Annotated in this window: 24 protein-coding genes and 1 pseudogene; 15 read left to right on the top strand and 10 right to left on the bottom strand. The window is 67.5% G+C overall.

The window, feature by feature from the left end; translation table 11 throughout:
* Window positions 1–36 precede the first annotated feature (36 nt).
* The 3 genes from QM789_RS20265 to QM789_RS20255 are packed head-to-tail and all read left to right on the top strand — an operon-like array spanning window position 37 to window position 2,527.
* Window positions 37–1,086 (top strand): Gfo/Idh/MocA family protein, encoded by a 1,050-nt coding sequence (locus QM789_RS20265; RefSeq protein ID WP_420353649.1) that lies wholly within the window; start codon window positions 37–39, stop codon window positions 1,084–1,086.
* An 11-nt stretch (window positions 1,087–1,097) separates the two neighbouring features.
* Window positions 1,098–1,709 carry an NIPSNAP family protein gene (locus tag QM789_RS20260; protein WP_420353648.1) on the top strand — a complete coding sequence of 204 codons (612 nt, stop codon included), beginning with the start codon at window positions 1,098–1,100 and terminating at the stop codon, window positions 1,707–1,709.
* Window positions 1,706–2,527, top strand: coding sequence for a sugar phosphate isomerase/epimerase family protein (locus QM789_RS20255; protein WP_420353647.1), 822 nt, complete (start codon window positions 1,706–1,708; stop codon window positions 2,525–2,527). The genes QM789_RS20260 and QM789_RS20255 overlap by 4 nt, the downstream gene beginning before the upstream one ends.
* 29 nt (window positions 2,528–2,556) lie before the next feature.
* Here the strand turns inward: QM789_RS20255 and QM789_RS20250 are convergent, their stop codons facing one another.
* The 8 genes from QM789_RS20250 to QM789_RS20215 form a co-directional block, all read right to left on the bottom strand.
* The gene (locus QM789_RS20250) at window positions 2,557–2,775 is read right to left on the bottom strand and encodes an FAD-binding protein (protein WP_420353646.1); all 219 of its coding nucleotides are present in this window, start codon (window positions 2,773–2,775) and stop codon (window positions 2,557–2,559) included.
* Window positions 2,669–3,478: an FAD-binding protein gene (locus tag QM789_RS20245; protein WP_420353645.1), complete on the bottom strand. Its 810-nt coding sequence runs from the start codon at window positions 3,476–3,478 to the stop codon at window positions 2,669–2,671. The genes QM789_RS20250 and QM789_RS20245 overlap by 107 nt, the downstream gene beginning before the upstream one ends.
* A 35-nt stretch (window positions 3,479–3,513) precedes the next feature.
* Entirely contained in the window at window positions 3,514–4,695 is a 1,182-nt protein-coding gene (locus QM789_RS20240; protein WP_420353965.1) for an FAD-binding protein, read from the bottom strand.
* Window positions 4,626–5,063, bottom strand: coding sequence for an FAD-binding protein (locus QM789_RS20235; protein ID WP_420353644.1), 438 nt, complete (start codon window positions 5,061–5,063; stop codon window positions 4,626–4,628). The genes QM789_RS20240 and QM789_RS20235 overlap by 70 nt, the downstream gene beginning before the upstream one ends.
* A gap of 303 nt (window positions 5,064–5,366) precedes the next feature.
* Entirely contained in the window at window positions 5,367–5,834 is a 468-nt protein-coding gene (locus tag QM789_RS20230; protein WP_420353643.1) for an FAD-binding protein, read from the bottom strand.
* A 370-nt stretch (window positions 5,835–6,204) separates the two neighbouring features.
* Window positions 6,205–6,378 carry a hypothetical protein gene (locus QM789_RS20225; RefSeq protein WP_420353642.1) on the bottom strand — a complete coding sequence of 58 codons (174 nt, stop codon included), beginning with the start codon at window positions 6,376–6,378 and terminating at the stop codon, window positions 6,205–6,207.
* Between the two features lie 18 nt (window positions 6,379–6,396).
* Complete coding sequence (locus tag QM789_RS20220; RefSeq protein WP_420353641.1) at window positions 6,397–7,206, bottom strand: IclR family transcriptional regulator; 810 nt, start codon at window positions 7,204–7,206, stop codon at window positions 6,397–6,399.
* Between the two features lie 286 nt (window positions 7,207–7,492).
* Complete coding sequence (locus QM789_RS20215) at window positions 7,493–7,705, bottom strand: hypothetical protein (RefSeq protein ID WP_420353640.1); 213 nt, start codon at window positions 7,703–7,705, stop codon at window positions 7,493–7,495.
* Window positions 7,706–7,810: 105 nt separating this feature from the next.
* On the opposite strand from QM789_RS20215, the gene QM789_RS20210 reads away from it, so the two are divergent.
* The 3 genes from QM789_RS20210 (at window position 7,811) to QM789_RS20200 (ending at window position 8,923) form a co-directional block, all read left to right on the top strand.
* Window positions 7,811–8,161: an MbcA/ParS/Xre antitoxin family protein gene (locus tag QM789_RS20210; RefSeq protein ID WP_420353639.1), complete on the top strand. Its 351-nt coding sequence runs from the start codon at window positions 7,811–7,813 to the stop codon at window positions 8,159–8,161.
* 3 nt (window positions 8,162–8,164) lie between these two features.
* Window positions 8,165–8,647 carry an RES family NAD+ phosphorylase gene (locus QM789_RS20205; RefSeq protein ID WP_420353638.1) on the top strand — a complete coding sequence of 161 codons (483 nt, stop codon included), beginning with the start codon at window positions 8,165–8,167 and terminating at the stop codon, window positions 8,645–8,647.
* Between the two features lie 93 nt (window positions 8,648–8,740).
* Window positions 8,741–8,923 carry a hypothetical protein gene (locus tag QM789_RS20200; protein WP_420353637.1) on the top strand — a complete coding sequence of 61 codons (183 nt, stop codon included), beginning with the start codon at window positions 8,741–8,743 and terminating at the stop codon, window positions 8,921–8,923.
* Window positions 8,924–9,021: 98 nt separating this feature from the next.
* On the opposite strand, the gene QM789_RS20195 is transcribed toward QM789_RS20200, so the two are convergent.
* Complete coding sequence (locus tag QM789_RS20195; protein WP_420353636.1) at window positions 9,022–9,687, bottom strand: TetR/AcrR family transcriptional regulator; 666 nt, start codon at window positions 9,685–9,687, stop codon at window positions 9,022–9,024.
* Window positions 9,688–9,863: 176 nt separating this feature from the next.
* On the opposite strand from QM789_RS20195, the gene QM789_RS20190 reads away from it, so the two are divergent.
* Together QM789_RS20190 and QM789_RS20185 are read left to right on the top strand one after the other, a co-directional pair.
* Window positions 9,864–10,940: an HlyD family secretion protein gene (locus tag QM789_RS20190; RefSeq protein ID WP_420353635.1), complete on the top strand. Its 1,077-nt coding sequence runs from the start codon at window positions 9,864–9,866 to the stop codon at window positions 10,938–10,940.
* Window positions 10,941–11,144: 204 nt separating this feature from the next.
* The gene (locus tag QM789_RS20185; protein ID WP_420353634.1) at window positions 11,145–12,737 is read left to right on the top strand and encodes a DHA2 family efflux MFS transporter permease subunit; all 1,593 of its coding nucleotides are present in this window, start codon (window positions 11,145–11,147) and stop codon (window positions 12,735–12,737) included.
* A 1,137-nt stretch (window positions 12,738–13,874) separates the two neighbouring features.
* Here the strand turns inward: QM789_RS20185 and QM789_RS20180 are convergent.
* A complete protein-coding gene (locus tag QM789_RS20180) occupies window positions 13,875–14,624 on the bottom strand; it encodes an SDR family NAD(P)-dependent oxidoreductase (protein WP_420353633.1) in 750 nt (249 codons plus the stop codon).
* Between the two features lie 280 nt (window positions 14,625–14,904).
* On the opposite strand from QM789_RS20180, the gene QM789_RS20175 reads away from it, so the two are divergent.
* The 7 genes and pseudogenes from QM789_RS20175 (at window position 14,905) to QM789_RS20145 (ending at window position 19,742) form a co-directional block, all read left to right on the top strand.
* Window positions 14,905–15,045 (top strand): hypothetical protein, encoded by a 141-nt coding sequence (locus QM789_RS20175; RefSeq protein WP_420353632.1) that lies wholly within the window; start codon window positions 14,905–14,907, stop codon window positions 15,043–15,045.
* A gap of 90 nt (window positions 15,046–15,135) precedes the next feature.
* Window positions 15,136–16,188 carry an extracellular solute-binding protein gene (locus tag QM789_RS20170; RefSeq protein ID WP_420353631.1) on the top strand — a complete coding sequence of 351 codons (1,053 nt, stop codon included), beginning with the start codon at window positions 15,136–15,138 and terminating at the stop codon, window positions 16,186–16,188.
* Between the two features lie 23 nt (window positions 16,189–16,211).
* The gene (locus QM789_RS20165; protein ID WP_420353630.1) at window positions 16,212–17,318 is read left to right on the top strand and encodes an ABC transporter ATP-binding protein; all 1,107 of its coding nucleotides are present in this window, start codon (window positions 16,212–16,214) and stop codon (window positions 17,316–17,318) included.
* Window positions 17,315–18,184, top strand: coding sequence for an ABC transporter permease (locus tag QM789_RS20160; protein ID WP_420353629.1), 870 nt, complete (start codon window positions 17,315–17,317; stop codon window positions 18,182–18,184). Before QM789_RS20165 ends, QM789_RS20160 begins: the two co-directional genes overlap by 4 nt.
* 7 nt (window positions 18,185–18,191) lie before the next feature.
* Window positions 18,192–18,983, top strand: a complete 792-nt coding sequence (locus tag QM789_RS20155; protein WP_420353628.1) for an ABC transporter permease — start codon at window positions 18,192–18,194, stop codon at window positions 18,981–18,983.
* Between the two features lie 23 nt (window positions 18,984–19,006).
* A pseudogene (locus tag QM789_RS20150) lies at window positions 19,007–19,363 on the top strand (aldolase/citrate lyase family protein); the annotation flags it as partial.
* A 235-nt stretch (window positions 19,364–19,598) separates the two neighbouring features.
* The gene (locus tag QM789_RS20145) at window positions 19,599–19,742 is read left to right on the top strand and encodes a hypothetical protein (protein WP_420353981.1); all 144 of its coding nucleotides are present in this window, start codon (window positions 19,599–19,601) and stop codon (window positions 19,740–19,742) included.
* Window positions 19,743–19,754 lie beyond the last annotated feature (12 nt).

Genomic DNA, 19,754 nt, shown 5'->3' with positions numbered 1-19,754 from the left:
TACAAATGACGGAGGAGCGCTTCGGGGAGGAAACGCATGGCTGGGGAAACCCTCAATATCGCCGTCATCGGCGCGGGCGTCATCGGGCGCACTCATATCGACACGCTGGAACGGATGCCGGGGATGCGCCTGTCGGCGATCGTGGACCCGGTGGCGGCCGAATCGTGCGGCGTGCCCTGCCTGCCGGATGTCGCGGCGCTGATCGCCTCGGGTCTGGCCGATGCCGCCATCGTCGCCACGCCGAACGAAACCCACCTGCCGGTGAGCGCGGCGCTGTTGCGCGCCGGGCTGCCGGTGCTGCTGGAAAAACCGGTGGCGGAAAGCCTCGATTCCGCGCTGCGGCTGATCGCGGTGGCCGAAGAGACCGGCGTGCCGGTTCTGGTCGGCCATCACCGCCGCCACAACCCGATCACCCGCGCCGCGCGCGATGCCATCGCTGCGGGCGTGCTCGGCGATCTGGTCATGGCCACCGTCACCTGCGCGCTGGCGAAGCCCGATCCCTATTTCAACGCCGCCTGGCGGCGCAACCCCGGCGCGGGCGGGCCGCTGCTGATCAACCTTGTCCATGAAATCGACCTCCTGCGGCATTTCTTCGGCGAAATCGCCACGGTTCAGGCCCTTACCAGCAATGCCCGCCGGGGCTTCGCGGTCGAGGATACCGCCGCCGTCTGCCTGCGCTTCGCCTCGGGCGGGCTGGCGACGCTGTGCATCTCGGATGCCGCCGCCGGGCCCTGGGCCTGGGATCTGACCTCGGGTGAGAACCCCGCCCGCTTCCCGGCGCATCCGGTGTCCGCGCATATGTATGCGGGCAGCAAGGCCGGCCTGTCCCTGCCCGATCTGACGCTCTGGCGTCATCCGGGCGCGCCCGACTGGACGGCGGAGATGGTGCCCGAACGCCTCGCCCATACCCCCGGCGACCCCTACGAAGCGCAGCTTGCGCATTTCGCCGATCTGATCCGCCACGGCGGCACGCCCCACGTTTCGGCGCGCGACGCGACCGCCAATATCATCGTGCTCGACGCGATCCGCGTGGCCGCCGAAACCGGCCGCATCGTCGCGGTCGATCTCTCTCCCCTCAACGCCTGAAAGGACCAAAGATGAGCTATTACGAAATCGCCACCCTCGACACCGTGTTCGGCGGCGCCGCCAAGGCCGCGCCGGGCATCGAAGCCTGGGTCGCCGCGGGCAAGGGCAGGCTGCTCGGCGCCTGGGCCACCGACATCGGCACGCTGAACCGCGTCTTCGTGTTGCGCGGCTTTGACAGCCATGCCGATCTGAGCGCCGAACGCGAACGCGCGCTGCTCTCCGACGACCCCTTCGGCGCGACCGAATTCACCCGCAAGCTGAGCATGGAAAGCTACCGCGCGTTCGACTTCCTGCCCCCGGTGGCGACCGGCACCTTTGGCCCGATCTACGAATTCCGCACCTACAAGGCGAAGCTGAACGGCATCGCCCAGACGCAGGAGAAGTGGCGCGCCGCCGTGCCGGAACGCAGCGCCTATTCGCCGCTGACCGTCGCCATGTATGGCCTTGATGGCGAGCCGCGCATCACCCAGATCTGGCCCTATCCGAGCCTCGCCGCCCGGACCGAGGCCCGCAACCAATCCGTCGCCGATGGCAAATGGCCGCCGAAGGGCGGGCCGGACTGGCTCTCGCCCGACATGACCAGCCAGATCGCCCTGCCGCTGCCGTTCTCGCCGCTCAAATGACGCATCCGATCTCGCTCGCGTTTCTGACGACCTTCGAGCTTGGCCCGGTTGAGGCGGTGAAAACCGCCTCGGCCGCCGGTTACGATATGGTCGGCCTGCGCCTCCTGCCCGCCGCCACGAGCGGCGAGCCGGACTATCCCCTGCTGACCGACGATGCGCTTTTGCGCGAGGTCCGCGCGGCGCTGGCCGATACCGGCGTGCGGCTTGGCGATATGGAAATCATCCGCCTGAAACCCGAAAACGACTGGGATCTCTTCGCCCGCTTCTGCGCGCGCTCCGAGGCGCTTGGCGCGAAGCATGTCCTCGTCGCCGGGGATGACCCGGATGAGGCCCGCCTGACCGCCAGTTTCGCGCGCTTCACGGAGTTGGCCGCGCGGCATGGCCTGACGTCGGACCTTGAGTTCATGCCCTGGACGGCGGTGCCCGATGCCGCCACCGCGCTGCGCATCGTCGAGGCGGCGGACCAGCCCGGCGGCGGTGTCCTCGTCGATGCGCTGCACTGGGACCGGGCACGCACCACGCTGGACGAAATCGCCGCCCTGCCCCGCAACCGGCTGCATTATGTGCAGTTCTGCGACGGCGCGAAGCCCTACGACCCGTCGGACGAAGGGCTGATCCGTGTCGCGCGCGGCGAACGGCTGATGCCGGGCGAAGGTGGGATCGACCTGATCGTGCTGGCCCGTGTCATCCCCGAAGGCATGCCGATCAGCGTGGAGATCCCGCACCGCGCGCTCGCCGCCAAGGTCGATGCGCTTGGCCGGGCGGAAATGGCCATCGCCGCCACAAGGGCGATCCTGCGCGCCGCCGGACGCGGCTGACAAAGGCCCCCTTTCGGGGGCCTTTCCTCTTAGCCAAGCGTCCCCGCCGCGTGCTTTGCCACCCGCCAGCCAAAGACCATTGCCGGGCCGATCGTCGTGCCCGGCCCCGGATAGGTGCCGCGAAAGATCGAGGCGAGGTCGTTACCGCAGGCATAAAGCCCGGCGATCGGCTGGCCGTCCTGCGCCAGCACCCGCCCGAACGCATCCCCCGCCAGCCCCGCCGAAGACGCCAGATCCGCGGGCTTCACCGCCATCGCGTAGATAAGGCCCCGCGCCGACCGGCCCCAGACAGGGGTTCGCCTGCGCCGGATCGCCGTTGAAGCGGTTCATCACCGAGGTGCCACGCCCGAATGCCGCGTCCACGCCGCTCTCCGCATAGCGGTTATACTCCGCCACCGTGCGTTTCAGCCCCACCGCGTCACAGCCGATCCGCGCCGCCAGCGCATCGAGTGTCGGCGCCTCGATCACATAGCCCGCCTTGAGCATCGCGCTCAGATTGCGCGCCCCGGGCAGGATCATCCCCATCCCGTATTTGCGCATGAACCCCGCATCACAGACCAGATGCGCCGGGAATGCCCCCGCCCGGATCTGCCCGACCGAGAAATCGTGATAGGAATCCGACTCGTTCACGAACCGCTCCCCCTTCGCATTCACCGCGAACAGGCCGGGTTTGGCCCGGTCGAGGAGGATATGCGGCCAGACCGCCAGCGTCCCATCCGCCCGGGTGTAGGACGAGCACGGCATCCACAGCGCAGGGCTGTCGCCGCCATCGTCGAACGCCGCGCCGATGCCCGTGGCCAGATCCGCCCCGTCGCCGGTATTCGTCGCCGGGCCGAGCGCATAGGCCCGCGTTTCCGCCGGGAACAGCCGCGCGCGGATCGCCGCGTTCCAGCAGATGCCGCCCGTCGCCAGCACCACCCCCCTGCGCGCGAGAATCCGGCGTCCGTTCACCACCGCGCCGGATCACCCGCACGCCGTCCAGACGATCAATTCGCTTGCCTGTGCATCGAACAGCACCGGCACTCCGGCCTTGCGCAGGCTATAGAAGCAGCCGCGCCACCAGCGCATTTCCCATGATCAGCCGGGTGCCGCGCCGGATAGCGCAGCCGGTCCAGACCATAGCGCCCGACCATTGTGATCGTCGTGCGGAAATTCCCGAGGGAAGCGAAGGGCGAAAGCAGTGCGCCCAGTTCCGCTCGCCCGACCATCATCCCGCCCAGCCCCATGAACTCGCGCCGCGGTGGGCGAATCCGGTCGAAATCCGCGCCCAGCAGCCGCCCGTCAAACGCCAGCGGCCCAAGCGCCCGCCCGCCATAGGCCTGCCCCGGCCCATCAAGATAATCCGGATGCGCGGCGGCAGCGGCAAATTTCACCTCCGTCTTCGCCTCCAGTTCGGCAATCGCGGCGGGGCCGGAGGCCAGGAACGCCGTGCGCAGATCCTCGCCCCCCCGATTCCCGACGATGGCATCCAGAAACTCTGCGCGTCCTCCTCGGGCCCTGTCCTCGGACAGATGAGTCCCCGGCACCCATGTCGTCCCGCCCGAGGTCGATGTCGTGCCGCCGACCTGCCCGGTCTTTTCGACCAGCAGCACATCCAGCCCTTCCAGAGCCGCGACCAGTGCCGCCGTCATCCCGCCGGCGCCCGCGCCCAGCACCAGAAGATCGACCTCCTGCGGATCAGACTCCATGTTTCCCTCCTCCCGTTTTGCGCCCTCGCCCGAGGCGATCGCCTCGGCGGCGAGGAAACCGAATGTCATCGCCGGGCCGAGGGTGATGCCCCCGCTCGGATAGGCGCCGCCCATGATGCTGTTCATGTCATTGCCCGCCGCGTATAGGCCCGGTACCGGGCGGTCATCGGCGCCCAGACCCGCGCCATCGGCATCCGTTACCACCCCGGCAAAGGTGCCGAGACTGCCGGGGACGACCTCGACCGCATAATAGGGCCCCGGCCCGATCGGCGCGACGGCGGGGTTCGGCTCATGGTCCGGATCGCCCTGCACCCGGCTATAGAGCGTTTCACCCCGATGAAAGTCCGGGTCTTCCCCCTTTGCCGCATCGGTATTGTAACGCGCCACCGTCGCCTCAAGCCCCGCCGCGTCTATCCCGCAGCCGTCCGCCAATTCGGCAAGCGTCGCCCCGGTCTTCGTAGATAGCCGTTCCGGATCCAGCCCCCATAGAGCAGCGGCGCGGGCTTCACCGCGCCCAGCCCATAGCGCCGCAAAAATCGCCGGTCGCAGATCAGCCAGGACCGCACCGGCGCGCCCGGCGGGGTCGCGGCGATCATCTCGCGCACATAATCGTGATAGGGGCCGCCCTCGTTCACAAAGCGCCGCCCCGAGGCCAGCACCGCGATCAGCCCCGGCTTGCCGCGCTCGACCAGATGCGGGAAACGCCCCTCTGTGCCATCGGCGCGCGGCACCCGCGACACCGGCGCATAGGCGGCACCATGGGCCAGGTCCTCGCTCACCCGCCCGCCGGCGCTTTCGGCCAGCCGCAGACCGTCGCCGGTATTCGTCTCCGGCGCCGGCGGACACATGCGGCGTGCCCGCCTGCACATGCGGCAGCAATCGCGGAAAGCCGCGCCTCGTCGCGCGGAAAACCGCCCGTCGCCAGGATCACGCCACGCCCGGCGCAACCGCCACCGGCCCCCGCGGCGTGTCGAGCATCGCCCCCGTCACCCGCCCGCCATCACGCAGCAGAGACTGCGCGGGGGCACGGTCAGCAGCTCGCGCCCTGGTCGGCGGCGGAGCGCATCAGCCGCGCCACCAGCGCATTGCCGTTCACCAGCTGCATCGGCCGCCGATACAGCGCCAGATCGCGCAGGTTCCGCAGCACCCGCTTAGTAACATAGCCGAACGCCTCGGGCCGAGCGCGTCGCCGTCAGGAACATCCGCATGTCGACGCCCGAGGCAATCCCCATGCCCATGAAGGTCGTCTCCGGGATCGGCCGCCGCAGCCGCTCGATCAGCCGCCCCAGACGCCGCCCGTCATAGGGCGCCGCCACCACCGAGCGCCACCCCGCCGCCGCGCCGGGCAGATTGCCATGGAAATCCGGCACGCCGGAACCGGGGGTGAACTGCACCTCGGTCCGGTCCTCGAAAAACGCCAGCATCCGGGGCGCCGCCTCAAGGTAGCGGTCGATCATCGCCGCATCGTAATGGTTGCCGATGACGGCGCGCAGATAGGCGCGCACCGCCCCGAGATCCTCGCCCTGCCCCGCCGCCACCGCATGCGGCGCGTTCGGAATCCACAGCCAGCCGCCGGAAAACGCGGTCGTGCCGCCCAGAACCGGGGCCTTTTCCGCCACGATCACCTTCAGCCCGCGTTCGGCGGCGGTGACGGCGGCGGCAAGCCCCCCGCCCCCGAGCCGATCACCAGCACATCGCAGTCGATCTCGCGGTGCATGGTCATTTCATTCCTCTTGTTTCTGGCCTCTTGCTTCTGGCCAATCCCGGTCGGGCGCACGGATCCCCCCGCGTGGCGGCATCGTCGCGGGCCGGGTTGGTCGGCCTCCGGGGTGCCCAACGCCGATGTCGGCCTGTGGCCCCGACGGTTTCCGTGAACATCATCTCTTCATCCCCGGATACAGCCCGCCGGTCCCCCAAAGGGGTTCGGACTGCATCCTCGCTCGCCTGATGGCCCCGCCGGTCCTCATCCCACCGGCAGGGCGTTTCCTGTCACCCCGACGATATACACAATGTTGAAATGCTTTCCACTTTTAAGTTCGTTTCCGAAATATCGCGGCATTCCCGGAAATGATACGCCATTCCAAAGGCTTGCCGGAAACGCCGCTGCCGCGCATGAAAAAGGGCGCCGGGGATCCCTCCCCGCACGCCCGCCTGCTGCGCCACCTGACGCTCCGAATCGCCCTAGCCGCCCTGGCCGAGCGCCTTCATCCGCGCCGCGAAATATTGCGAGCCGAGCGCCGCGACCCCCAGGTCATCGGCCGCCTCCCGCAGCATCGGCGCCAGTTCCGCCATCCGCGCCGCATCCATCCGCACCGCAGGCCCCGCGATCGACAGACAGCCCAGCACCGGCCCTTCGCCGTGATAGCGCACGGTCATCGCCATCGCCGCCATGCCCAGAAGATAGGTGCTGACCGCCACCGAATAGCCCCGCTCCCGGGTTTCGTTCAGGATCGCGAGCAGCCCGGCCACGCCCGCCGGGGCGCCCTCGGGGCCGCCCGCGCGCGAAAACCCCTGCGTGCCGACCAGTTCGAGCGCCGCCTCGTCGCTCATCGAGGCGAGCCACGCCCGCCCCCCGGCCGAGGTCGCCAGATGCACCTCCACCCCCTGCTCCTGCCCCGGATCGTAGCGCAGGCCCCGCGTCGCCCCCTGTGCCACCGCCACCCAGGTCAGCTTGCGCCCATCCGTCACCGAAAGCCGGATCAGCTCGCCGGATGCCGCCGCCAGCCGGTCGAGGATCGGCTGCGCCACATCGGTGATCCCCGCGCGCCCCAGAAAACCCAGCCCCATCGCCGCCAGCTTGATCGACAGCGCGTAATCCCCGCCGTCGTGCAACTGCCGCACATAGCCCAGCCGGATCAGTTCGTGCAGCGTCCGATGCACCCCGCTGATCGGCTGCCCCGTCGCCGCCGAAATGGCCGAGACCGGCAGCCCCGCCGGGTTGTCGACCAGAAGCTCGACGATGGTCATGGCTTTTTCGAGAACACTGCTCACTCGACCGCTCCCCTTTCGCTGTGGCGAGAAGACCTTTCAACTCCGGAAAGGTCAACCCGCCTTCGGCCCGGGAACGGGATTGATCCGCCATCACCGGGAAGCGCCGCGTCGGCGCACTGGACACCGGCTGTTCGCAACCCACATCGGAAAGCACCCATACCCCGGGGCCGCTTCGGGCGAGGTGCGGCAGATGCCGAAGCCTCATGGGACAGATCGGCGGCATGCTCCGCCTGACAGATCGCAGCGCAGACATCGGCACAGCCCCGCGCGGGCGTGCGTTCGGGCATCATCCGCCACAGTGCGACCCGACCCCGGCAAAGACCCCGATCTCCAGCCCATCACGCGGCCCTTCGACTTCCGCCGCGATGGTTTCGATCATCAACCCCGCGCGCCACGCTGAACCCATGGCCCCGCTGGGTATGCCCCACCACGCGAACGCGCGGCAATGGCCGTAATGCAGACTTTCCAGCACCGTGACGGGTGAGGGGAGAGGGGGCACAGCAGGCTCCTGTTCCCGGCTGCGCCGCCATATCCCGGCCCCAGACCCACCCCTTGACGCCGCGCAGAATGACGCCATATCATGTCAGTCTGAATGGAGGCGGCAATGCGTATCGAAACATTCGCGGAAGGCGGGCAGTTCGCGCCCGGCCGGATCGCCGAGACCCTGCGCACGACGCGCGATGAGGTTGCGCGCACCGTCGGCCTTGGCCGCGATGCCGTCATGCGCCCCGATCGCGTCGCCAGCGCCAAGACCCAGAAGCGCCTGCGCGAGATGGTCGAGATCCTGAACCGGGTCGAACCGCGCTTCGGCTCGCCGCTCATCGCCTATGCCTGGTACCGCTCCGAGCCGCTGGCCGGGTTCGGCGGGCTGACGGCGATGCAGCTGGTGCGGGACGGTCATGCGGCAGATGTCATGGAGTATATCGACGCGGTTGAAGCGGGCGTTCACGCCTGAGCCATGCACTATCGCGGCCTTCTTTATCGCGCCCTCAATCCGGTCTGGGCACGCGAACCGCTGTCGGGCGAAGGCGCCCGGCGGTTCGGCGGGCGGTTCAACCCGAAGGGCACGCCGGCACTTTATACCGCGCTGTCGATCATGACCGCGATCCGCGAGGCGAACCAGATCGGCACCCTGCAACCGACGACGCTGGTGGCCTATCACGCCGATCTGACACCGATCTTCGACGCGACCGAGGCGCAGGCCCTGCGCGATCATGGCCTTGACCCCGAGGATCTGGCCGCCGATGACTGGCGGATCCGGATGCGCGAGGACGGCAAGGCCCCGACGCAACGACTGGCCGAGCGGCTGATCCGGGAGGGCTATGCCGGAATGCAGGTCCGCAGCTTTGCCAAAGGGGCGACGGCGGCGGACCTGAACATGGTCCTCTGGACATGGGCCGACGGGCTCACCTTTGTCGATGACGAGGGGCGGCTGGCCTGAGCCGCAGCCGGAGAGAAGGGCTCAACCGTCCCGCTGAACGCCTCCCGACCGATCGCATCCACCGTAAAGCGCCCCTTTTGCCCGGCGCATGTAATGGCGTTGCGGGGGGTGATCCGGGCGCTTGCCACCCTGCTGCGGCTGACGAAAATCCCGGTGCTTGTCGGAGCCTGCGACGGCATCCTGACCCGCCATCGCCAGAGCCGAAATGTGGCAGATGGCGCCCTGCCTGCGCAGGTTGATGCCGCGTTGCTTCGGCATGACGGCGGGGCGCTGTGAGGCGCGGGATCTGTCCGGGCGGCACCGAGCCTTCCGTCCCTATGGCCAACGAAACCGGCACCGGTTGGTATCACTGCGCGCCATCGCGCGACCACCGGTCAGGAACCGGGCTGGTCGATGAGCGGGAAAGCGGCGAGGAAGGTTTCCACCGCGCCTCGGGCCATTGCCTCCGCCTCCGCCGCATCCGGGGCGGAGCGGTCCCCCATCAGCACGCCACTCATCACCGGAACCATCACCATGGCATTGAACTGCCAGGCCGCCCGTTCGGGATCGGACAGGTGCAGGCGACCGGCCGCATGCAGGTTTCGCAGATAGCCGGAAACGATCGCGGCGCCATGGCACGGCCCGGCGCGGTAAAAGTTCTGCGCCGGCGCCGGGAAACGATCCGCCGCCGCGATGACCATCCGCAGGAGCCGGATGTGATCGGGGGCGGAAAGCCGCAGGATCAGTTGCGTGGCATAGGTGGTCAGCGCGCGGGCCACATCCGGATCGGCGGCGTCAACCGCGGTCAGCTGTTCGGCGCACTGGCCCCTCATTTCCTCCACCAGCGCGGTGAAGAGGGCCTCCTTGCTGTCGAAATAGACGTAGAGCGTGCCCTTGGAAACACCGGCCTTGCGGGCGATCTCGCCCATGCTGGTGGCCTCGAAACCGCTGGCGAAGAAGGCGCGCCGGGCGCCCGCCATGATCTGGTCGCGCTTCGGCGGATGGGCGGGTCCGCCCGCGTCGGGGGTCTGGGTGGCGGGCTCTTGCGGCGGGCGGGTCATGGGGCTTCGGACACTTTGGGAGGGGCGAACCGGGGGTCGCCGGGAATAATGACCGAACGGTTCGGTCATGTTGACAATAGGCCGCTGCGGCGCTATGTCAACCTGCATGGACTGACCGAACGGTTCGGTCACGCCCCGCCATCGCGCGCCGGGAAGCCCGTTGTCAGGATTGCGAAATGCCCCAGGATCCGCAGAGCCCGTCAGGAGCGCCCGCCGCGCGGCGGAAGGCCGTTCTGGGCGGCATCGCCGTGCTGCTGCTCGTCGCCGGGATCTGGTTCGGGTATCGCTACTGGACGGAAGGCCGCTTCATGGTCGAGACGGATGACGCCTATGTGCAGGCGGATTTCGCCGTTCTGGCGCCGCGCGTCTCTGGCTATGTCGCCGCTGTTCCGGCGGTGGAGAACCGGGCCGTGAAGGCGGGCGATCCGCTGGTGATGATCCGCGATGCCGATTATCGCGACGCGCTGGCGCAGGCGGAGGCGCAACTGGCCGCGCAGACGGCCGCTCTGGCCCGGATCGCGGCGCAGACACAGGCGGCGGAGACGGCCGTCACCCAGGCCGAGGCCCGCCGGGCCGCCGCCGCCGCGCTGCGCGATCAGGCCGGGGCGGATCTGACCCGCTACGCGCAGCTGGCCCGCCATGACGCCGCTTCGGAACAGCGGCTGGAGGCCGCCCGTGCCGGTGCCGCCACCGCCGAAGCCGCCCTGCATGAGGCCGAGGCCGGGATCGCCGCCGCCCGCGCCGCCGTGACGGTGAGCACCGCACAGAAGGCCGAAGCCGAGGCCGAGATTCCCGGGCTGCGGGCCGCGCGCGACCTTGCGGCGCGCAGCCTTGATGACACGGTGATCCGCGCGCCGGTCGATGGCGTCGTCGGCAATCTTTCGGTGGCGACTGGGGATTATGTGACCGCCGGGCGGCGGCTTCTGGCGGTGATCCCGCTCGGACAGGTCTATATCGAAGCGAATTACAAGGAAACGCAGGTCGGTGCGCTCACCCCGGGGATGAAGGTGCATGTCGAGGTCGATGCCTATCCGGACCGGGGCTTTACCGGCGAGGTCGAGGGCGTCTCCCCGGCGTCGGGCTCGGTCTTCAGCCTGCTGCCGCCGGAGAACGCGACGGGCAATTTCACCAAGGTCGTGCAGCGCCTGCCGGTGCGCATCGCGGTCCCCGCCGAGGTGGCGGGGCAAGGCTGGCTGCGGCCCGGCATGTCGGTGATCGTCAGGGCCGACAGCCGGACGGTGGCGGGAGGCTGAGCGCATGGTCGGCGTGGGGAACGGCGGGCCTTTCGGCATGGCGCCGCGCACCCCGGGGAAATGTCCCGCCGATGAGGGTCGCGCCGAAGGATCGGGGCGGGGAAATCCGCGCCCCCAACGGATCGCTGTCGGGATCGCCCCCCGGGAGGACAGGCGTTTCGCGACGGCGCTCCCGCCCTGCGGCGGAGAACGTCAGGAAACCGCATGAGCACAGCGACATCGCCTTCCGCACCCACCGCGCCGGGAAGCCGTCCGGAGCCGGAGGTGACCCCCCGCCGGGTCATCGCCTATTTCGCGCTGGTCTTCGGCATGTTCATGGCGATCCTCGACATCCAGATCGTCTCTTCCTCGCTGTCGCAGATCCAGGCCGGGCTGGCGGCGGCGCCGCGAGAGATTTCCTGGGTGCAGACCAGCTACCTGATCGCCGAGGTCATCATGATCCCGCTGTCGGGGTTCCTGTCGCGCGGGTTGTCCACGCGGGTGCTGTTCACCATCTCGGCCGCCGGGTTCACGCTGGCCTCCGTGCTGTGCGCCATGGCGACCTCGATCAACCAGATGATCGTCTTTCGCGCGCTTCAGGGCTTCATCGGCGGCGGCATGATCCCCACGGCCTTCGCCGCCTCCTACCTGATCTTCCCGCGCCGCCTGCAACCGCCGATCATGGCGCTGGTGGGGCTGACGGTGACGCTCGCGCCCACCGTCGGCCCGACCGTGGGCGGCTACCTGACCGAACTGCTCAACTGGCGCTGGCTGTTTCTGATCAATGTGGTGCCGGGGATCGCGGCGACGCTTCTGGCCTGGTTCCTCGTGGATTTCGACACGCCGGATTACGCGCTCCTGCGCCGGTTCGACGGGCTCGGGCTTGCGCTCATGGCGGTGTTCCTCGGCTCCCTCGAATATGTGCTCGAAGAGGGGCAGGCGAACGACTGGTTCGAGGACCACATGATCGCCGCCGCCGCGGTCGTGGCGATGCTGGGGGGCATCGCCTTCTTCCTGCGCGCCTTTACCGCCCGAACACCGATCGTCGATCTTTCGGCCTTCCGGGACAGGAATTTCGCGGTGGGATCGCTGCTGACCTTCGTGCTTGGCATCGGGCTCTATGGGCTGACCTATCTTTACCCGGTCTATCTCGCCCGGGTGCGGCAGATGAATGCGCTGGAGATCGGCGAGACGGTCTTCGTCACCGGCGCCTTCATGTTCCTGACCGCGCCGGTGGTGGGGATGCTGTCGCGCAAGGTCGACCCGCGCCGGATCATCGGGCTCGGGCTTGCGGGCTTCGCCGTTTCGTCGTTCCTGCTCCGCCCGATCACGGCGGATTGGGTGTTCGACGAGCTGTTCTGGCCGCAGGCGCTGCGCGGCGTGTCGCTCATGTGCTGCATGATCCCGATCAACGTGATCGCGCTCGGCACCCTGCCGCCGGAGCGGGTGAAGAACGCCTCGGGGCTGTTCAACCTGATGCGGAACCTCGGGGGCGCGGTCGGGCTCGCGGGGATCAACACGATGTTGCAAAGCCGGACGGATCTGCATGCCGCGCGGCTGGCCGAAAGCGTGCAATGGGGCTCGGCGGTGGCGCAGGAGCGGCTAGCCGCCATCGCCGGTTCGCTGTCCTCGGTTCTGGGCCAGGGCGGCGCGGCCGAAACGGCGGCGCTGGCCCGCGTCTCCGCCATGGTCGGGCGGCAGGCGCTGGTGATGGCGTTCTCGGATGTCTTCGTGACGCTGGGGCTGATCTTCGCGGCCATGCTGCCGCTGGCCCTGCTCGTCCATCGCCCAAAGGGCGAAGGCGGCGGCGGGCACTGAACGAAGGTAATGCCCGGCTCTCGTCCTGCTGGCCGATCTTCCGGAAAGGACCGATGAGCGGACGAGGGCCGTAACCGCAGAGCGCGCAAGGCCATTCCGTCCGCTCACGCACCAAGGTCGCTGGTATCCCCGCCGTGCCAAGCGTCAGAAACACAGCGAAGGGGATGACGGGCAGCGCATACCCTGCCCAAGAGAGCACGGACGAAGACCGGATCCGAAATGCCTTCTCAAAATTGACGGAGGCAACGAAACGGCGGCCAACAGGTCACGGGCCAGACACCTACCATACTTGACATATTTATGATCTATATCAATTAGTTGAAAGACACTCTTAAGATCGACTCTCAAGTCGGAACTTATTGTGTCGAAACTGTGCCGTTGGCGTCTCCCCTCGCGCAGTCATTGGCCAGAACCTGTGTATCCACCAAGGTTTTGCGACAGTCCGCCCACCATTGAGGGCTCCAATAGACCTGGGATCGACGGCTTTTCGTAGCTGTCAGGCGTGTTCGCTCGGATATCCTAGCCGATCCGGTGCCAAATGACACCGGCCATCCGGCGGGGTGTGAGCGCGATGCCGATCAGCGAGGACGTATAAACGGTCATGGCCTCTGGCGCGGGAACGCAAGTCGGGCTGAAGGGGATGGGAACGGTGGTATGCCGATCCCGGCATCGGTCGCCAGACAGAACCGGAATGGCGGTCTCAGAGGCCGGAGACCATTACCCGATCAGATCGGGGATGGCCTGCCATCGCATCTTCAGGCCGGGGCGCACCGAGGATCTATTGATCCCAATGACGTCGCGCGCATGGTCTCGCGGGCCGTTTCAGATACCGCGAGGATCCGAGATCGTCGGTGCCCGGCGTACCGCGCCCCGGACGGCCCATTCTCTGCTCGCGTGTGATCACGCCGGAACCACCGCCGGGCCCGGCATAGGCGTGGCCCCCGACCGATCGGGCCGTCGATCGACGGGGCCGCGTCTGACCCGGGATCGGTGAACTCTCATGACGATCACTCCGACGGCGGTCACCCGGACAGGCCATGTCGCTGCGCCGGGCCCTCGATGTCGGTGGGCGGCGACCTTCGCGGTTGACCGGCCATTATGCTCAGACCGGGCGAGGAAGGCCGCGCGCCCGCCGGATCAAGGCGCCGTATAGCCGCCGTCGACCAGGTGATAGCTGCCGGTGATGAAGCTCGCCTGTTCGGACAGCAGGAACAGCACCAGCGCCGAAACTTCCGCCGCCGTTCCCAGCCGCCCGACGGGATGCCGGCTCACCAGCCAGTCGATCTTTTCCTTCGGCATATGCGACAGCAGCGGCGTGTCGATGAAGGCCGGGCCGACCGCGTTCGCCCGGATACCCTTGTCGCCATAGTCGATCGCCGCCGCCTTGGTCAGACCCACCACCGCATGTTTTGCCGCGACATAGGCCGGGGAACCGGCATATCCGACCGAACCGAGGATCGAGGCCATGTTGACGATCGCGCCGCCCCCCGCATCCAGCATCGCGGGGATGCCGAAGCGCAGCCCGTAGAACACGGCATTCAGATTGACGTCGATGACCCTGTGCCAACCGTCGAGCGAATAGTCCCCGGTCGGCTTGCCCTCGCCGCCGATCCCGGCATTGTTGACCAGAAGGTGCAGCCCGCCATTCCGGCGCGCGAGATCGACCAGCCCTTCGACCACCTGCGGATCCGCCACATCGCCGCCCGCCGCGATACCCGTGCCCCCTTCGGCCCGGATCTGCGCCGCGACCTTCTCCGCCGCGGGTTCGTGCAGGTCGGCGACGATCACCCGGGCGCCTGCCCGACCGAGGTCCAGCGCAATCGCCTCGCCGATGCCGGATGCGGCCCCTGTCACCAGGGCGGTCTTGCCATCAAAACGAATATCCATGTTCTGCTCCTCCTGTATCGACTGCGCCCCTCCCGACGAAGGGCTCCGCCCCGGTCAGCCGCGCCGCGAAGAGCGCGGGGATTCCCTGTCGGCGTCCTTTGCATCCGCAGGCTGAACATCTCATACAATGGGTGCAAGGGGCATTTTGTCGCCCGGCGATCGGGATCCCGGATATGGATCTGCCTGTGAGCCCGCCCCTTTCGGAAAACCTGCCGGGGCCGGGCGCGGGCACAACGGACGGACGGGCGCGCGGATGTGGCCATCGGTTCCCATGGGCTGCGTGGCCGACAAAACCGGCAGCCGCACCCTGATCGCCACGCTGACCCCGCCGAAGGGGAAGCCGATCTTCTCGACCTGTCGATTTCGGACACTCAGGCCGGTTTCGCCCGCTGCGGCGATGGAACGGCTGACCGGGCGTTGATCAAAAAAGGTTAATGGCCGTCAGATTTTTTACGTTGGACTCACACGACCCGGTTTTTCAAGCTCGGCGAAACAACCGGGAGCCTGAGCCATGAACACCAAGAAACTGCCCGCCGCGCTTGCCGCCCTCGCCCTTTCGGCCATCGCCGCCGATGCGGCGGAAATCACCGTGATGGGCTATCGCGGCGCCTTCGAGGAGAATTACGTCAAGGCCGTGATCAAACCTTTCGAGGCCGCGCATCCCGACATCAAGGTCACGTTCTTCGGCGTGCAGAATGCGGCGACCTCTCTGGGCAACATGCGCGCGCAAAAGACAGCGCCCGGTGTCCATGCGGTGATCTACGATCTTTCAGTGGCGAAGATCGCTTCGGAAGAAGGGCTGGTCGCGGATATTCCGCTCGACCGGGTGGCGGCTTACGGTGACCTTTACGACATCGGCAAGGATCTGGGCGGCAAGGCGATCCCGCTGACCTATGACACGCTGAACCTGATCTACAATGCCAAGGCCTATCCGGAGGCGCCCGATAGCTGGGAAGCGCTCTGGGACAAGAAGAACGACGGGCTGGTCAGCCTGCCCGCGCAGGGCGGCGGCGATATTCAGGCGATCCTGATGACCATTGTCGCGAACCGGCTGGCCGGGGAGACGGATTACAAGAAGACCATCCGCCCCGGTGTGGAAAAGCTGATCGAACTGGCGCCGCGGATCCAGACATGGGAGCCGAAGCCCGATGCCTATACCCTCGTCGCCGATGGCACGCTGAACATCTCCATCGGCTACAACGCGCGCGGTCAGTTTTATCACAGCAGCACCGAAGGGCGGCTTGGCACCGTCTCGCCGAAGGAAGGTTCGCCCGCGCAGATCAACGTGATCAGCCGGGTCGCGGGATCGTCCGAGGAAGAGGCGACGCTGGCCTTCATCAATTACGCGCTGAGCCCCGAAGCGCAGGCCGCCTTTGCCGAGGCGATGTTCTACGCGCCGACCAATTCCGGGGCCGAAGTCGCCGAAGATGCCCGTGCCCGCATCCCCTTCATGGACCCGGCAAAGCGGGAAACGCTGATTGATGTGGACTGGATGGCGATCGGCGACCTGCGCGAAACGTTCCTCACCGCCTGGCGGCGCGAGATCATCCCCGCCGGCCGCTGACCCAGCCCCTTTCAGGACCGACCATGACCCAAGCCCAAACCGCTGCGGGGCCGGACCCCGCATTCCTGAGCCTGTCCGATGTGTGCAAGATCTATCCCAACGGCTACAAGGCCGTGGAGAACCTGCATATCGACCTGCCCGAGGGGCAGATGCTCGGCCTCCTCGGCCCGTCGGGCTGTGGCAAGACCACCACCTTGCGGATGATCGCGGGGCTGATGCCGATCACCTCGGGCACCATCCGCGTCGGCGGGCGGGAACTGTCGCAGGAGCCGCCGCACCGGCGCGATATGGGGCTGGTGTTCCAGAACTACGCGCTGTTCCCGCATATGACGGTGGCGGAAAACGTCGCCTTCGGGCTGGAGATGCGGGGCGTGTCGCGGCGCGAGGCCCGGGGCCGGATCGAAGAGGCGCTGGAGATGGTGCGCCTGCCCGGCCTTGGCAGCCGCCGCCCCCGGGAGCTTTCGGGCGGGCAGCAGCAGCGGGTTTCGCTTGCCCGGGCGCTGGTGATCCGGCCCCGGATCCTGCTTCTGGACGAGCCGCTGTCGAACCTCGATGCCAAGCTGCGCGACGAAATGCGGGTCGAGATCCGCGAGATCCAGCAACGGCTGAAGATCACCACGCTCTTCGTCACCCATGATCAGGTCGAGGCGCTGACGATGTGCGACCTCGTGGGCGTCATGCACCGGGGCAAGCTCGCGCAACTGGGCACGCCCGAGGACATCTACGAGCGGCCGGAGTCGCTCTTCGTGTCGGAATTCGTCGGCCGCACCAACAAGTTCCGCGCCGAGGTCCTGAGCCGCGATCAGGTGCGCATCGGCCACGAGACCTTTCGCGCCAATACCCGGGGCCTGACCTCGGGCACCGGCACGGCGACGGTGCGCCCGCACCGGATCGCGCTGACCCCGGACCGCGACCGCGCCTTCGTGCCGAACCAGACCAACGCGGTGCGCGGGCGGCTGCTGCGCACGACCTATATCGGCGACCTGATCCAGTATGACCTCGACATCGGCGGGCAGGAGCTGAAGGTCGAACACCACACCCTCAGCGCCGGGCCGCGCCATCAGCCGGGCGAGATGCTGCTGTGCGAATGGGCGCCCGCGGACATGATCGTCTACGGAGAGGTGCCATGAACATGGACCTTCCGGGCACATCGCGCGCGCGCACCCGCCTGTTGCTGCTGGTTCTGCTGGTGCCGATGGCGGCGGTGAACCTGCTGGCCTTCATCGTGCCGGTGGTGCGGCTGGGGATGATCTCCTTTCTCGAAAGCCGCTCGGGCGGGGTGCTGACCGATACCTTCACGCTGGCGAATTACGCCGATTTCTTCACCGACCATTTCAGCTACCAACTGGTCTGGAACTCGCTGCTGATGGCGTTCATCGTCACGCTCGGCACGCTGATCTGCGCCTATCCGATCGCGCTGTTCCTGCACCGGGTCGGCCCGCGCTGGCGCAACCTGCTGTTCGTGGTCACGGTCTCGCCGCTTCTGGTGTCGAGCGTGGTGCGCACCTATGGCTGGATGGTGATCCTGGGCAACAGCGGGCTGATCAACGGTCTGTTGCAGGGCATCGGCCTGACCGAGGCCCCGGTGCGGCTGATGAACAACGCTTTCGGCGTCTATGTGGGCATGATCGAGATCCTGATCCCCTATATGGCGCTGGCGCTGATCGCGGGGTTCGGCAGACTGGATGCGGTCTATGAGGAAGCCGCCGCCACGCTCGGCGCCAATCCCTTCGTGCGCTTCCGCCGCATCGTCTTTCCGCTGACCATGCCGGGGGTGCTGCTGGGTTGCCTGCTGTGCTTCGTGCTGGCGATCAGTTCCTTCATCACGCCGAAACTGCTGGGCGGCGGGCGCGTCTTCCTCCTCGCGACCGAGATCTACGATCAGGCGGTGGTGCAGTTGGAATGGACCCGGGCCGCGGCGACCTCGGTGATCGTGCTGGCGATCTTCGGGCTTGCCCTCGCGCTCTATTCCCGCCTGTCGCAACGCTACGAGTGAGGACGCCATGATCGGACAAACCTCCCTGCCGCTGAAGATCACCGTGGCGCTTCTCTATGTGTTCCTGCTGGCGCCGGTGCTGATCGTGGTGCCGCTGTCGTTCAGCGCGGACAGCTTCCTCGCCTTTCCGCCCGAAAGCTGGGGCCTGCGCTGGTATCGCGCGATGTTTCAGCACGAGGGCCTGATGAATGCCTTCCGCACCAGCCTCTGGCTCGGGCTGACGGTGACGCTGCTCAGCCTGCTGATCGGGGTGCCTGCGGCCTTCGCGCTGAAACGGTTCGACTTCTTCGGCCGCGATGCGCTGATGAACCTGTTCACGGCGCCGCTCCTGTTGCCCTCGATCGTGCTCGGCCTCGCGATCCTTCTGGTCTTCGTGCAGGTGCGGCTTCTGGGCAGTTACACCGGGCTGGTGATCGCGCATCTGATCGTGACCACGACCTATGTGATCCGGATCATGGCGACCGCCTTCGCCACGCTGCCGCCTTCGGTCGAAGAAGCCGCGACGATGCTGGGCGCATCGCCCTTCACGGTTTTCCGCCGGATCACGCTGCCACTGATGATGCCGGGTTTCATCGCCTCCGGGGCGCTGTCCTTCCTGATGTCCTTCGACGAGGTGGTGATTTCCCTCTTCGTCACCGGGCCACGGGTGCGCACCCTGCCGGTGGAGATTTTCGATTATGTCGAAAGCCAGAGCAACCCGATGACCGCCTCGATCTCGGTCGCGCTGATCCTCGCGACGCTCGCGATCATCTTCGTCCTCGAACGCACCCTCGGCTTTTCAAAGGCCATGGGCAAGTAATCCTCAACACGGAAAAGACCATCATGGAAAATGTCGCCCTCTGGATGTCGCAGCCGCATTTCAGCTTTCTGGAAATGGCGAAGCTGTGCGGGTACCGGAAAGTCGTGGTCGAACTGGAACACGGCACGTTTGATCTCGCCACCGCCGATCAGTTCCTCGCGCTGGCCCGCGCGCTTGGCATCCCGGCGATCTGCAAGGTGATCGCGCCCACGGTCGAGGCGATCCAGCAGGTTCTGGATTTCGGCGCGCAGGGCGTGGTGATCCCGCATATCCGGGGCGTGGAGCATGCCACCGAAATCACCAGGGCCGCGAAATATCCGCCGCTTGGCGTGCGCTCCTATACCGGCGGGCGGGTCTATGACTACACCCGGCCCACGACCACCGCCTTCGACGACGAGAACCGCCGCACGAAATGCTATGCGATGATCGAAACCGCTGAGAAGCCTTGCCGATGTCGAGAAGATCATCGCGCTCGATACCGTCGACGGGCTGTTCCCCGGGCCGTCGGATCTGGCGCTGGCCTGCGGCCGGGGCGCCTATGCCTTCAACGATGCCGACCGCGCCGACCTGACCCGCATCGCCCGTGCCGCGCGCGAGGCGGGCAAGACCTGGATCATGCCCGCCTGGACCCCGACCGAGCGCCAGTTCGCGCAGGAGGAAGGGGCCGAGCTACTGGTCATTGCGACGCAGAACATGGTGCTGCGCGGCGGCATCATGTCCACCCTGGCCGCGCTGCGCGCCGAAAACGTCATCGCCTGAACCCGAAAGGAC

The organism is Paenirhodobacter sp., assembly GCF_047600745.1.
In the GTDB taxonomy this organism is placed as follows: Bacteria; Pseudomonadota; Alphaproteobacteria; order Rhodobacterales; family Rhodobacteraceae; genus Rhodobacter.
Note: the sequence above shows the minus strand (reverse complement) of the source record. Positions and strands in the feature narration are given on the sequence as shown.

Excerpts from the sequence above, each read along its gene's own strand:
- QM789_RS20195 (WP_420353636.1), bottom strand. The coding sequence starts at position 9,687 with ATGACCCGCCCGCCGCAAGAGCCCGCCACCCAGACCCCCGACGCGGGC.
- QM789_RS20170 (WP_420353631.1), top strand. The coding sequence starts at position 15,136 with ATGAACACCAAGAAACTGCCCGCCGCGCTTGCCGCCCTCGCCCTTTCG.
- QM789_RS20205 (WP_420353638.1), top strand. The coding sequence starts at position 8,165 with ATGCACTATCGCGGCCTTCTTTATCGCGCCCTCAATCCGGTCTGGGCA.
- QM789_RS20200 (WP_420353637.1), top strand. The coding sequence starts at position 8,741 with ATGGCGTTGCGGGGGGTGATCCGGGCGCTTGCCACCCTGCTGCGGCTG.
- QM789_RS20155 (WP_420353628.1), top strand. The coding sequence starts at position 18,192 with ATGATCGGACAAACCTCCCTGCCGCTGAAGATCACCGTGGCGCTTCTC.
- QM789_RS20260 (WP_420353648.1), top strand. The coding sequence starts at position 1,098 with ATGAGCTATTACGAAATCGCCACCCTCGACACCGTGTTCGGCGGCGCC.
- QM789_RS20180 (WP_420353633.1), bottom strand. The coding sequence starts at position 14,624 with ATGGATATTCGTTTTGATGGCAAGACCGCCCTGGTGACAGGGGCCGCA.
- QM789_RS20235 (WP_420353644.1), bottom strand. The coding sequence starts at position 5,063 with ATGTGTCCGCCGGCGCCGGAGACGAATACCGGCGACGGTCTGCGGCTG.
- QM789_RS20145 (WP_420353981.1), top strand. The coding sequence starts at position 19,599 with ATGCCCGCCTGGACCCCGACCGAGCGCCAGTTCGCGCAGGAGGAAGGG.
- QM789_RS20265 (WP_420353649.1), top strand. The coding sequence starts at position 37 with ATGGCTGGGGAAACCCTCAATATCGCCGTCATCGGCGCGGGCGTCATC.
- QM789_RS20255 (WP_420353647.1), top strand. The coding sequence starts at position 1,706 with ATGACGCATCCGATCTCGCTCGCGTTTCTGACGACCTTCGAGCTTGGC.
- QM789_RS20210 (WP_420353639.1), top strand. The coding sequence starts at position 7,811 with ATGCGTATCGAAACATTCGCGGAAGGCGGGCAGTTCGCGCCCGGCCGG.
- QM789_RS20185 (WP_420353634.1), top strand. The coding sequence starts at position 11,145 with ATGAGCACAGCGACATCGCCTTCCGCACCCACCGCGCCGGGAAGCCGT.
- QM789_RS20160 (WP_420353629.1), top strand. The coding sequence starts at position 17,315 with ATGAACATGGACCTTCCGGGCACATCGCGCGCGCGCACCCGCCTGTTG.
- QM789_RS20190 (WP_420353635.1), top strand. The coding sequence starts at position 9,864 with ATGCCCCAGGATCCGCAGAGCCCGTCAGGAGCGCCCGCCGCGCGGCGG.
- QM789_RS20165 (WP_420353630.1), top strand. The coding sequence starts at position 16,212 with ATGACCCAAGCCCAAACCGCTGCGGGGCCGGACCCCGCATTCCTGAGC.